The sequence below is a fragment of the Thetidibacter halocola genome, assembly GCF_018224955.1.
Lineage (GTDB): Bacteria > Pseudomonadota > Alphaproteobacteria > Rhodobacterales > Rhodobacteraceae > Thetidibacter > Thetidibacter halocola.
In genome coordinates, this window is sequence record NZ_JAGTUU010000001.1 from 346,014 (window position 1) to 358,580 (window position 12,567).

The window sequence follows — 12,567 nt, forward strand, 5'->3', positions numbered from 1 at the left end:
ACGTCGGGAGGGATGGAAATGGGCGAAAAGACACTGACACGCATGGACCTGAGCGAAGCGGTATTCCGCGAGGTCGGTCTGTCGCGCAACGAAAGCGCCGAACTGGTCGAGGCGGTGTTGCAGCACATGTCCGATGCGCTGGTGGATAACGAGCAGGTCAAGATCTCGTCCTTCGGGACGTTTTCCGTCCGGGAAAAGGCCGCGCGCGTGGGCCGCAATCCCAAGACCGGCGAAGAGGTTCCGATCCAGCCGCGCCGGGTGCTGACTTTCCGGCCCTCCCACCTGATGAAAGAGCGCGTCGCGGCCGGCAACAAGGCCTGACGCCATGAGCAAGTCCCGCGACGCGTTCCGCACGATTTCCGAGGTGGCCGACTGGCTGGACACCCCGGCGCATGTGCTGCGCTTCTGGGAAAGCAAGTTCAGCCAGGTCAAGCCGATCAAGCGCGCCGGTGGGCGGCGCTATTACCGGCCTGCGGACATGGCGTTGCTGGCAGGCATCAAGAAGCTGCTGCACGAGGACGGGCTGACCATCAAGGGCGCGCAGAAAGTGCTGCGCGAACAAGGGGTCAAGTATGTCTCAGGCCTGTCGACAATGGCGCTGGACACTGACGATGACCTGCATGAGGGCGACGCGCCCTATGTCGAGGTAGAGCCGCCCGAACCCGAACAGACGCTGGTCAGCTTCGCCGAGGCTTCGGCGGCGCGCGCCTCGGCTGCGCAGGCCGAGAACGCCGATGATGCCGAGGCGCCGGCGGTTGAGACGCCGGACTCAGAGCCGGTCGCTGAACCGATGACGATGGCCGGGGAAGAGACGGCAGCGGCCAGTGCCCCATTGCCGGAGGACGCCGCCGAGACCGCCGACGAGTGGTCGGCACCGCCGGACGAGCTCGCGGCACCAGTCACCCCCGAGCCTGCCGAGGCCGACAGTGCCGCCGAAGCCGCCACTGCGGTGACGGAGATGCCGCCTGACGTTGCGGCCGTCCCCGACGAGGCCACGGACAGCACCGCCGCCGACACGCCCGAACCCGACGAGCGCTGGGCCAACCCGCAGCGCGACATGTTCGAATCACCCGGCGCCATGGCGACAGAGCCCGCGACCGACCCGACGGAACCGCCCGCCGAAGCGGATACCGACGCTGATGCCGTCACGGACCCGCAGCTTGCCGCCGACATGAACGATGCGGCGCCCGAAACCGCCGACGAGCGGTCTGAGGTCTTTGCAACCGGCATCGTGGTCGAGGACATGCCGCCGCCGGAGGAACCCAGCGCAACGTCCGCAGCCGACGACACGCCACCCGCAATGGCAGATATGTCAGAGGCCAGAATGGACGAGCTGGAGCCGGAAACCACGATCACCGCTGATCCGGACTCGGAACCTGAACCGCTGCCGCAGGCCGCCATCGAGGCCGGGCCGGAATCCGAACCGGAGCCCGAAACCACCCGTGCCGACGAACCCAAGCAGGTCCCTGCCCCGCAGCCGCTGCCAGATGTGCCGCTGACCGCCCAGCAGCGGGCCGAGCGCATCATGGCCGGGGCGCATCCGCACGCGCCCGGCCCGCTGTCGCTGCTCGACCGCGTCGAGCGGCTGACGCCCGAGCAGGCCCAGGCGCTGCGCGCGGCACTGCCACGGCTGAAGGCGCTGCACGACCGGTTGACCGCGCCGCAAGACTGACCGGCAGGCGGGATTTGCCCACGAAAAAGGGGTTGCCCCTGCGGCGAAAACCAGTATGACGGCGGGACAAGTCGGGCTATGGCGCAGCCTGGTAGCGCGTCCGTCTGGGGGACGGAAGGTCGCAGGTTCGAGTCCTGCTAGCCCGACCAAAATCACCGACTTGATCCCCGCGATGCCTCCCTGCCCTACTTGGCCGGGACTGATGCACATGCGGTCGCTTTCACTGCCTTTCCCCCTCCCCCTCGTCCGCCTCGCTTGCTAAGACCGTCCGGAGGCCACGGGCGGAGAGGACGGATGACAGGGGTTCTGGCAAGCCAGCAGATCGCGGCGCTAAGCGACGCGGGCGCGATCCGCGCCGAAACACCCTTTGTCGAGGGGCAGATTCAGCCCGCCAGCCTGGACCTGCGGCTGGGCCACGTGGCCTATCGCGTGCGCGCCTCGTTCCTGGCGGGCGAAGGGCGCAGCGTGGCCGACCGGATCGCCGCTTTTGAAATGCACCACATCGACCTGTCGCAGGGCGCGGTGCTGGAAAAGGGCTGCGTCTATGTCGTGCCCCTGATGGAGCGGCTGGCCCTGCCGCAGGGCGTCCAGGCCATCGCCAATGCCAAGAGTTCGACCGGCAGGCTAGACCTGTTGACCCGGGTCATCGCCGATGGCGGGGTCGAGTTCGACCGCATCCCCGAAGGCTATGACGGCCCACTCTATGCCGAGATCTGCCCGCGCAGTTTCTCGGTACTGGTCCGGCCCGGAATGCGGCTGAACCAGATCCGCTTTCGCCGGGGCCGCGCGATCCTGGACGATGCGGAACTGCGCGCGCTGCATGCGCGCGAGACGCTGGTCTCGGGCGGACCCGCCGTGATCGGCGAAGGCCTGGGATTCTCCGTAGACCTGCGTCCCGGTCCGGGTGGGCTGGTGGGCTGGCGGGCCAAGCCGCATACCGGCGTGATCGATCTCGACCGGATCGGCCAGTATGAGCCCGCCGATTTCTGGGACCGGCTGGAAACCCATGACGAGCAACTGATCCTCGACCCCGGGGCCTTCTATATCCTTGTCAGCCGCGAGGCGGTGCATATCCCCCCCGGCTACGCCGCCGAGATGGCGCCCTACCTCGCCATGGTGGGCGAGTTCCGGGTGCATTACGCGGGCTTCTTCGACCCCGGTTTCGGCCATGCGGCAGCGGGTGGCACCGGCGCGCGCGGCGTGCTCGAGGTGCGCTGCCACGAGGCGCCCTTCGTGCTGGAGCATGGCCAGGTCGTGGGCCGGCTGGTCTATGAGCGGATGTCCGAGGTGCCCCAGCAGCTATATGGTGCTGGCATCGCATCGAATTACCAGGGCCAGGGCTTGAAGCTCAGCAAGCATTTCCGCGCGGGCTGAGGCTCAGTCCTCGAACAGCTCGCTCTGGCCTTCGTCGATCTCATCATCCGCGTCGTCGTCACCCGCACGCGGGGCGCCGCCCGGCAAGGGGCGACTTTCCAGCAGACCGGCGGCGCGCAGGTCGGCCAGGCCCGGCAGGTCGCGCGCCGATTCCAGCCCGAAATGATCCAGGAACTCCTGGGTGACGACAAAGGTCACAGGCCGCCCCGGTGTCATACGCCTGCGGCCAAAGCGGATCCACTCCATCTCGAGCAACTGATCCACCGTGCCGCGACTGACGCTGACGCCGCGAATTTCCTCGATCTCGGCGCGGGTGACGGGCTGGTGATAGGCGATGATCGCCAGCGTCTCGATCGCCGCGCGCGAGAGTTTGCGCTGCTCGACCGTTTCGCGCTGCATCAGGAAACCAAGGTCGGGCGCGGTGCGGATCGCCCAGGCGTCGCCGACGCGCACGACACGCACCCCGCGCCCCTCGTAGCGCTTGCGCAGGTAGACCAGCGCCTCGGCCGGGTCGCAGCCATGTGGCATGCGCTCGGACAACTCGCGTACCGACACGGGGTCTGCCGAGGCAAAGAGGATCGCCTCGACCATGCGTTCCTGTTCGGCGATCGGCGGCGCCTCGAACAGGCTGTCGCGCGGCGGTGCCTCGCCGGTTTCGTCCTGCATGGTCTCGTCACTCATGGACGCCCCTCGCGGCGGCGCAGCTGGATCGGGGCGAACAGTTCGGACTGACGCAACTCGGCCTTGCCTTCCTTGACCAGTTCCAGCGAGGCGGCGAAGGTCGCCGCTGTGGCCGAGCGCCACTTGACCGGATCGGCGTCCCAACCATCTGGCAGGTAAGAGGAAATGTCGGTCCAGGTCCCGGCAAAGCCGATCAGCCCGCGCATCCGTTCCAGCGCCTGTTCCATGGTGAAGACGCTGTCTCGGTCCAGCACGAAAGGGCGGAATTCGTCGCGCGTGCGGATGCGGGCATAGGCCTGCATCAGGTCGATCAGCGTGGCGCTGTATTGGATGCGGCGCACGCGCTCGACCCCCTCGGGGATGCCGCGGGAAAAGAAATCCTGCCCCAGTCGGTCGTGCGCCATCAGCCGCGCGGCTGCGTCGCGCATCGCCTGGAGGCGCTCCAGTTGAAAGGCCAGGTGCGCGGCAAGGTCCTCTCCCGACGGCCCCTCTTCGGTAGGATCGGGCGGCAGCAGCAGGCGCGACTTCAGAAAGGCGAGCCAGGCCGCCATGACAAGGTAGTCGGCGGCCAGTTCGATGCGCAGCGCCTTGGCCTTTTCGACGAAGAGCAGGTATTGCTGCGCCAGTGCGAGGATCGAGATCTTGCGCAGGTCCACCTTCTGCGTGCGCGCCATCATCAGCAGCAGGTCAAGCGGCCCCTCGAACCCGTCCACGTCAACGACCAACGCCTCGGCAGCCAGCCGGTCGGCGACGGAGATCGCGGTTTCCGCTTCGGTCCAGTCCTGTTGATCGGCCATCACGCGCCCTTGGGTTCAAGGGCCTCAAACTCGGCAAGGGCGGCGGCAATGTCAAGATTCGCAGGGTCGCCACGGCGGGCCAGCGCCGCCTCGGCCCGGTCTTGCGCGGCGTCCATCATCATGCCGACCTCGTCCATAAGCGCCCGCATCTCGGAAAGGTCGCCGTTACAATGCAGGACCAGGTCGCAGCCGGCCTCCAGCGCGGCGCGGCAGCGTTCCGGCACCGTGCCAGACAGCGCCTGCATCGAGATGTCGTCGGTCATCAGCAGCCCGGCAAAGCCGATCTCGCAGCGGATGAGGTCGATCATCACCGGCGATGTGGTCGCCGGGCGCGCATCAATCGCCTCGAAGACGAGATGCGCCGACATGCCCAAAGGCGCGTCGGCAAAGGCCGCGAAGGCCGCGAAATCCTGTGTCCTCAGCGTCTCGCGGTCGGCTGCGACGCGCGGCAGGTCCAGGTGGCTGTCCAGCGTGCCACGCCCGTGGCCGGGCATGTGCTTGATCACCGGCAGGACTCCCGCCGCCTCGCAACCCGCGATCACGGCGCGACCCATCGCGACGACCGTTTCCAGATCCTCGCCATAACAGCGGTTGCGCAGGACGGGATGCGTGTCTGGTCGCGCGATGTCCAGCGTCGGCACGCAATTGCCGTCCAGCCCCAGCGCCCGCAACTCGGCGCCGATGATCCGGTAGCGCAGTGCCATCGCCTGCTCGGCATTCGGTCCGAAGCGTGCCACGTCCTCCAGCGGCGGGCGCCATTCGGTCGCCAGCGGCGGGCACAGGCGCTGCACGCGGCCGCCCTCCTGGTCAATGAAGATGGGCGCATCATGCCCCGCCGCCTCGCGCAACTCGGCGCAGAGCGCGCGGATCTGGTCAGGCGCACGCAGGTTGCGGTCGAACAGGATGAAGCCGAAGGGGCGCGTCGCGGCGAAAAGCCGTTTCTCGGCATCGGTCAGAAGCGGTCCGGACGGCGCGAGGATCGCCGCGCCGAACCGACTCACCGCGTCACCACCGGGATACAGTCGACATTGCCCGCGACGAGGGCGGCGCAGAAGCGCCGCGCGTCGTTGAGATCGTCAAAGCCGTGCGCCCGCAGCCGGTAGAAGGTGCGCCCGCCGGAACTTGCCTGCTGGATCACCCGATCCTTGCCTTTCAGGTAATCGCCGAACCGCTGGTCCAGCTTGCCCCAGGCCGCGCGCGCATCCTCGGCGCTGTCAAAGGCGCCGATCTGCACCAGCCGCGTACCCAGCGGCAGCGTGTCGGCGTCGACCTCGCGCGTTTCGGCGGCGGCGGGCAGCACCGGGTCCAGCGAGGCGACCTGCAATCCGCCGGGTCGCATCCGGGGCCGAAGCGAGCGGCGCAGGCCCGGGCCGTCATCCACGAGGATCTCGGCCTCGGCACTGTCGGCGCCGTCCTGGGCTGCGTCGAGCGGGGCAAGCGGCTCAACGCCCTGGATCAGTTGCGCCACGACCTTGTCCACGTCCGACATATGCGCCAACGGGCTGTCCGGCGGAAAGCTGACCTGTGGATCGTCACCGAGGGCGGGCACGTCGCCTTCGCGCATCGAGACGGCCTGCAACATGGGCGGGACAGGCTGGATCAGGCCCAGCGCCACGTCCTCTTCCGCAAGACCCGCCGGGCTGGGCGCCAGAACAAGGCGGTCGGCCGGCGGCGCGGCGGTGCCGGTGCCCGCCACCGCGTTCACCGAAAGCCCCTGGTGGTCGGCCTGTTCGCCGCCGGGCTTTTCCGGTGCGATCCGCATCGGCCCCTGCATCGCCATGACCACCGGAACGCCGCTGACGTCTCGCGCGATCAGCTTGTATCCCCAGACGCCGATGCCCAAGACCAGCGTCAGTGACACCGCTGCACCGGCCCAGTTGGCCATTGTCGCCACGTTGCGCGCACGCGGGGCCTGCTGGCCCCCGTCAAAGCTGTAATCCGCCATTCTCCGCCTCGTCTCCCCCGTGCGATACGTGCCGCACGGGTGGTCTGCCCTGGTTCATGAACCCCGGTGGGGTGTGCCTGTCGGAACCGGCGGGGCGCCTTTGTCAGCGCATTTCCTCGACCGGTGTGACGCCAAGGATACCAAGGCCTGCGGAAATCACAACAGCCACCGCACGTGCCAGCGCGATCTTGCTCCGGGATGTGGCCGGATCGTCCTGGATGAAGCGCAGGCTGGTGTCGTCATTACCCATGTTCCAAAGCCCGTGCAGGTCCGAGGCGAGTTCCGTCAGGTAGGTCGCGACGCGGTGCGGCTCGTGGTTGCGGGCGGCGATCTCGACCAAGCGTGGCCATTCCGCCAGCTTGCCCGCCAACGCCAGTTCCGCCTTGTGGGTCATGCCGGACGTGTCCGCCGCCGCCAGCGTGGCGTCCGACACGTCGATCCCCTGCTCGGCCGCCTTGCGCAGCACCGAGCAGATCCGCGCATGGGCGTATTGCACGTAGAAGATCGGGTTTTCCTTGGACTGTTCCACAACCTTGTCGAAATCGAAATCCAGCGGCGCGTCGTTCTTGCGCGTCAGCATCTGGAACCGCGCGGCATCGGCGCCCACCATGTCGACCACGTCGCGCAGCGTGACAAAAGTCCCGGCCCGCTTGGACATCTTGAAGGGCTCGCCGTTCTTGTAAAGCTTGACCAGCTGCAACAGCTTGATGTCCAGCGGCACGCGGCCGTCGGACAGCGCCGAAACCGCCGCCTTCATCCGCTTGACGTAGCCGCCATGATCGGCGCCGAAGATGTCGATCAGCTGGTCGAAACCGCGGGTGATCTTGTCATAGTGATAGGCGATGTCGGGGGCGAAATAGGTCCAGCTGCCGTCCGATTTCATGATCGGGCGGTCGACATCGTCGCCATGCTCGGTGGACTTGAACAGGGTTTGTTCGCGCGGCTCCCAATCCTCGGGGGTCTTGCCCTTGGGCGGCTGCAACACGCCGCGATAGATCAGGCCCTTGGCGCGCAGGCTCTCGATGGCCGCCTCGATCTTGCCCGTGCCATACAGCGACTTCTCGGAAAAGAAGTGGTCCATGTGCACGCCAAGTGCGGCCAGGTCCTCGCGGATCAGGTCCATCATCGCGTCGGTGGCGAATTCGCGCACCGGCTCCAGCCAGACCTCCTCGGGGGCGTTCAGCCAGATGTCGCCCACCTTGGCCTTGAGCGCCTCGCCCACCGGCTCCAAGTATTCGCCGGGATAGGATTCCGCGGGCCAGTCCACCGTCAGGTCATGCGCCTCGAGATAGCGGTTGTAGACCGACCGGGCGAGGACATCGACCTGCGCGCCGCCATCGTTGATATAGTATTCGCGCGTCACGTCATAACCGGCATAGGCCAGCAGGCTGGCGATGGCGTCGCCCACGATGGCGCCGCGGGCATGACCGACATGCATCGGCCCTGTCGGGTTGGCCGAGACATATTCCACGTTGACCTTCAGCCCTGCGCCCAGGTCAGAGCGCCCGTAATCCCGGCCCAGCCGCAGGATCGCCGCAGGCAGGCCCTGCCAGACGGTGTTTTCCAGCCGCAGGTTCAGGAAGCCGGGCCCGGCAACCTCGGCGCTGGCGATGCGCGGGTCGTCCGCCAGCTTCGCGGCCAGCGTCTCGGCGATGTCGCGCGGCTTCAGGCCGGCGGGCTTGGCCAGCACCATCGCGGCGTTCGTGGCCATGTCGCCATGCAGCGGGTCGCGCGGCGGCTCGACGGTGACGGGATCGGTGTTGAGCCCCTCGGGCAGCGCGCCCTCTGCCTGCATCGCGGCGATGGCGCCCAGCACGGCGGTGCGGATATCGGAAAAGAGGTTCATGGATAGGCTCCTGCGTGACGGGCACCCTCTATCATGTGGATCGGGCGGGTCAAACAGGATCGGTTTTCTCACGCCCCCGCCAGTCAGCCCGCCTGTCCGCCCCCCTGCCGGCGCTCCTGCCGGGCTGGCATCAAGGCAATGAAGCGCGCGCCTTTGTTCGCCTTGGGCCGTTCTCCTTCCGCGAACAGGCGCAGCGTTCCGTTCGGGCCCATTTCGGCGGTGATGATGGCCTCGGGATGCTTGGCGATCCAGTCGTCCATGGTGAATTCCTCGGTCACGCGCGTGACGCGGAATTCCCAGCCCTCGGACAGGCGCGCGTTGGCGTCGAAGAAGGTGTCGTCGGCGCCGATCGCCCTTCCGCCCAGCGTGGCGGGCAGCGCGTGGCGGGTGCTGGACTGCTTGACTCGCTTGAGCTGAAAGATGTTCTCGCGGCCGAATTCCGGCGCGAGATCGGTAGCGGCCAGCGTGTTGTAGGCATCGTTGTCGGTGGCGCAGATCAGCTTTTCATAGGCCGCTAGTTCCAGCCGGTGTTCGGCCGCCTCGGACAGGATGTCGCCCCAGAAGACCGGCAAACCCGCCTCGCGCGCGGCGCGCAGATGGGCGTGGTTCGCATCGGCCACCATCACCGGCAGTTCCAGCTTGGTCAGCGCCTGGCCCAGCGCCACCGACCAGCGGCTGCCGCCCAGGATCAGCACGCCGGGCGCCTCGGAGGCCGACAGGCCCAGCAGCCGTGCCATCGGCGCAAGGGTGAATCCATGCAGCACCACCGTGGCCGAGACCAGCGCAAAAGCCAGCGGTGCGATGCGGTCGGCATCGGCGATGCCCAGGCTGACCAGCCGCTCGCCGAACAGGCCCGCCACCGCCACCAGCACCACGCCGCGCGGCCCGGTGAAGGCCACCAGCAGGCGTTCGCGCCACGGGATATTGGAAAAGGCCAGCGCGGCCAGAACCGGCAGCGGCCGCGCCACCAGGATCACGGCCAGGACAAAGGCCGCAGCCCGCCAATCCAGCGTCGACAGCACGTCCAGGCTCATCCCCGCCGCCAGCAGGATGAACACGCCCGAAACCAGCAGGATCGTCGCGTGTTCCTTGAAGCGCCGCATCTCAGCGTAGCTTGGCAGGTCGGCATTGGCGATCCACAGCCCCATGATCGTCACGGCCAGCAGCCCGGATTCGTGCAGCACGGAGTCGGACATCGCAAAGACACCCAGCATGACCACGAACAGCACCGGCACCTTCATGTACTCCGGCACCCAGGCCATGCGGAACGCCTTGGACAGGCCCCAGCCCGCTGCGCCGCCCAGCACGCTCGCCACCGCGATTCCGGTCAGCAGCGCACCCGCCGCCTCGGCCGGGCCGGTGGCGGTCTGCATCACGATGACCACCTCGAAGGCCAGCACGGCAGCCAGCGCGCCGACCGGATCGTTGACGATCGCCTCCCATTGCAGCAGGGCGGCGGGACGTTTCGACAGCCGCGCCTGCCTCAGGAGCGGCGCGATCACGGTCGGACCGGTGACGATCATGATGCCACCAAAGACCGCCGCCGCCTCGATGCTGAGGCCCGCAACATAATAGAGCGCGGCGGTCGAGGCCGCCCAGCCCAGCGGCCCGCCGACGATCACCAGCCGCCGCACGCCCTTGGCAGCGTCGGACAGCGACCGAAAGTTCAGCGTGAGGCCGCCCTCGAACAGGATGATCGCGACGGCGATGGCGACCATCGGCGCCAGCATGTCGCCGAACTGCTCCCGCGGATTGAGCAGGCCCAGCCCCGGCCCGATGATCAGACCTGCCAACAGCATCAGCACGATCGCCGGCAGGCGCAACCGCCAGGCCAGCCACTGGCTGCCGACGCCCAATGCACCCACCAGCGCAAAGGCCAGTGTCGCGTCCAGCCCGCTGGACGCAGCCTCGGTTACTGCCATTCTTGTTACCCCTCGTCCGTCAAACGGTCCTGCCCCAACGCTCCCGCCTCTTGCGGGTTCCATGACAGGATGACACCGCCCTTCAGCCCGCGCGAGGCGTTTTCCGACAGCGACAGGATCGCGTCGGCGGCCGAGTCGATCTCGGCCCCGGTCCAGTCCGGGTGCGGCGGAAAGGACAGGCCCAGCATCCGGCCCGGCCGAAGGTCGCTGTCCAGTTGCCGCACCAGCCCCTCGAAGCTGCGCGGCGCGGCATCGCTGCCCTCGATCCGCGGCACGGCGATCACGCCGCGCGCGCTACCGGCGCGGATGCCCTGCCCCAGCGCCGCGGCCAGCGCGGCGGCCCGCGCGATGCGTTCGCTGCCCTGCGCCTCGGGAGTCTCGGCCAGCGCCATCAGGTCGACATAGACCGTGACCGGCATGGCGCCCCAGGCTTCGCGCAGATGGGTGAAAAGCGCTCCGCGACCCGGGCGCAGCCCGAGGGTATCGACCATCGGGCCGACGGCGCGGGCGATATTCATTAGGCATTCCTCGTCGGCGCCGATTGCCACGCCGCGCAGGCCGCGCGCCACCAGCCGCTCCAGCAGGCAACGACCCACCGGGTGCTCGGCACCGCCGATCACGGCGACGGGTTCGGGCGGTATATCGCGTTTCCTGGTGGCGGGCTGGATCATGGCCGGTGTTCTGCCATAACCGCGCCGACGCGCCTAGCGCGCATCGTCAGCTTCCGTCCCGCATCACGTCCTCGCCGGTCAGGCGCGCGTGTTCCTGGAGTGCGAACCGGTCGGTCATGCCGGCAATGTAATCTGCGACCAGCCGCGCCAGCGCGGTTTCGGTCGTCGCGGCCTCGATCTCGGACTGCCAGCGCCGCGGCAGCAGCGCGGGGTCGTTCATGTATAGCGGGAACAGCGCTTCGAGCGCGCGGGTCACGCGGGCGCGCTGCTCCATGACGCGGGGCGCGCGATACATGTTGGCAAAGAGAAAGGCGCGGATGTCGCGGATCGCCGCGGTCATGCCCGAGGAAAAGGCGATCACCGGGTGGCCCAGGTCACGGATCGCCTGCGCGTCGGCACAACCCGCCGCCTGAAGACGGGCCCGCGATGTCTCCAGCACGTCGCCGACCATGGCGCCGAAGACCCGCCGCAGCGCCTCGTGCTGGCGGCGATAGGGATCGAGACACGGATAGCGCGCATCGACCTCGGCGTAGGCCGGACCGACCAGCGGCAGGTGGGCGATCTGCTCTTCCTCGAATAGCCCGGCGCGCAACCCGTCATGCAGGTCGTGGTTGTTGTAGGCGATATCGTCGGAAAGCGCCGCGACCTGTGCCTCGGCGCTGGCGTGACTGTGCAGTTCCAGGTCGTGCAAGGCGTTGTATTCCGCCAAGGCATAGGGCAGTGGGCCGAGGGAGATCGGCAGGCCATCCGGGCCGACGACCGGGCCGTTATGCTTGGCGATGCCTTCGAGCGTGTCCCAGGTCAGGTTCAGCCCGTCGAACTCGGCGTAATGGCGCTCCAGCCTTGTCACGATGCGGATGGTCTGCGCGTTGTGGTCGAACCCGCCATAGGGATGCATCAGCGCGTTCAGCGCATCCTCGCCGGTATGGCCGAAGGGCGTGTGACCCAGGTCATGCGCCAGCGCCACCGCCTCTGTCAGGTCGGTATCCAGACCCAGCGCGTTCGAGATCGTGCGCGCGACCTGCGCCACCTCGATCGAATGCGTCAGCCGGGTGCGATAGAAATCGCCCTCGTGTTCGACGAAGACCTGCGTCTTGTGCTTCAGCCGCCGGAAGGCGCTGCAATGGATGATGCGGTCGCGGTCGCGCTGGAAGCACGAGCGAAAGGCGCTTTCCTCTTCAGGATGAAGCCGCCCGCGCGCCTGCGCGGGATCGCATGCATAGGCCGCCGGCATTGCGCGCCGCTCCTTGTCGTCCGTCCCGATGCCTCATATATTCTTCATTGACGCGAAGATAAACCGCCGAGGATCGCCATGAACCTGCCACCCAAAGTCACCGAACGCGCCTTTGACCGCCTGGCCGAGATCGGCGCGGGCAACGAGGGCAAGGCGCTGCGCGTGGCCGTCGAAGGCGGTGGCTGCTCGGGCTTTCAATACGAGATCAAGCTGGACGATCCCGCAACCGAGGACCTTGTGATCGAGGGACAAGGCCAGCGGGTCGTCGTCGACCCGGTTTCGCTGCCTTTCCTCGCCGGCGCGGTGATCGACTTTTCCGACGAGCTGATCGGCGCGCGCTTCGTCATCGACAACCCGAACGCCTCAAGTTCCTGCGGTTGCGGCACGTCCTTCTCGATCTGACGGGTTTACCGGACAAGCCAAAG

The 12,567-nt window shown here is 67.8% G+C and carries 12 protein-coding genes and 1 tRNA gene; 5 read left to right on the top strand and 8 right to left on the bottom strand.

Translation table 11 applies throughout. From position 1 onward, the window contains the following. Positions 1-18 precede the first annotated feature (18 nt). The 4 genes from ihfA (at position 19) to KB874_RS01470 (ending at position 3,046) form a co-directional block, all read left to right on the top strand. On the top strand, positions 19-321 hold the full coding sequence (gene ihfA, locus KB874_RS01455) for an integration host factor subunit alpha (RefSeq protein ID WP_212534758.1): 303 nt from the start codon (positions 19-21) through the stop codon (positions 319-321). A gap of 4 nt (positions 322-325) precedes the next feature. After that, on the top strand, positions 326-1,672 hold the full coding sequence (locus KB874_RS01460; RefSeq protein ID WP_212534759.1) for a MerR family transcriptional regulator: 1,347 nt from the start codon (positions 326-328) through the stop codon (positions 1,670-1,672). Between the two features lie 72 nt (positions 1,673-1,744). Continuing rightward, a tRNA-Pro gene (locus KB874_RS01465) sits at positions 1,745-1,821 on the top strand. A gap of 145 nt (positions 1,822-1,966) precedes the next feature. Further along, positions 1,967-3,046: a 2'-deoxycytidine 5'-triphosphate deaminase gene (locus KB874_RS01470; protein WP_212534760.1), complete on the top strand. Its 1,080-nt coding sequence runs from the start codon at positions 1,967-1,969 to the stop codon at positions 3,044-3,046. A 3-nt stretch (positions 3,047-3,049) separates the two neighbouring features. On the opposite strand, the gene scpB is transcribed toward KB874_RS01470, so the two are convergent. The 8 genes from scpB to KB874_RS01510 form a co-directional block, all read right to left on the bottom strand. Continuing rightward, the gene (scpB, locus tag KB874_RS01475) at positions 3,050-3,727 is read right to left on the bottom strand and encodes an SMC-Scp complex subunit ScpB (protein WP_212534761.1); all 678 of its coding nucleotides are present in this window, start codon (positions 3,725-3,727) and stop codon (positions 3,050-3,052) included. Then, positions 3,724-4,524: a segregation and condensation protein A gene (locus KB874_RS01480; RefSeq protein WP_212534762.1), complete on the bottom strand. Its 801-nt coding sequence runs from the start codon at positions 4,522-4,524 to the stop codon at positions 3,724-3,726. Before KB874_RS01480 ends, scpB begins: the two co-directional genes overlap by 4 nt. Continuing rightward, positions 4,524-5,525, bottom strand: coding sequence for a glycoside hydrolase family 3 protein (locus KB874_RS01485; RefSeq protein ID WP_212534763.1), 1,002 nt, complete (start codon positions 5,523-5,525; stop codon positions 4,524-4,526). Before KB874_RS01485 ends, KB874_RS01480 begins: the two co-directional genes overlap by 1 nt. After that, a complete protein-coding gene (locus KB874_RS01490) occupies positions 5,522-6,469 on the bottom strand; it encodes an SPOR domain-containing protein (RefSeq protein ID WP_212534764.1) in 948 nt (315 codons plus the stop codon). The genes KB874_RS01485 and KB874_RS01490 overlap by 4 nt, the downstream gene beginning before the upstream one ends. Before the next feature lie 103 nt (positions 6,470-6,572). Continuing rightward, entirely contained in the window at positions 6,573-8,315 is a 1,743-nt protein-coding gene (argS, locus tag KB874_RS01495) for an arginine--tRNA ligase (protein WP_212534765.1), read from the bottom strand. Positions 8,316-8,398: 83 nt separating this feature from the next. Continuing rightward, entirely contained in the window at positions 8,399-10,237 is a 1,839-nt protein-coding gene (locus tag KB874_RS01500) for a cation:proton antiporter (RefSeq protein ID WP_212534766.1), read from the bottom strand. Positions 10,238-10,242: 5 nt separating this feature from the next. After that, complete coding sequence (locus KB874_RS01505; RefSeq protein WP_212534767.1) at positions 10,243-10,908, bottom strand: hypothetical protein; 666 nt, start codon at positions 10,906-10,908, stop codon at positions 10,243-10,245. Positions 10,909-10,954: 46 nt separating this feature from the next. After that, positions 10,955-12,142 carry a deoxyguanosinetriphosphate triphosphohydrolase gene (locus KB874_RS01510; protein WP_212534768.1) on the bottom strand — a complete coding sequence of 396 codons (1,188 nt, stop codon included), beginning with the start codon at positions 12,140-12,142 and terminating at the stop codon, positions 10,955-10,957. Between the two features lie 78 nt (positions 12,143-12,220). Here KB874_RS01510 and KB874_RS01515 point away from each other — a divergent pair, with 78 nt between their 5' ends. After that, entirely contained in the window at positions 12,221-12,544 is a 324-nt protein-coding gene (locus KB874_RS01515; RefSeq protein ID WP_212534769.1) for a HesB/IscA family protein, read from the top strand. Positions 12,545-12,567 lie beyond the last annotated feature (23 nt).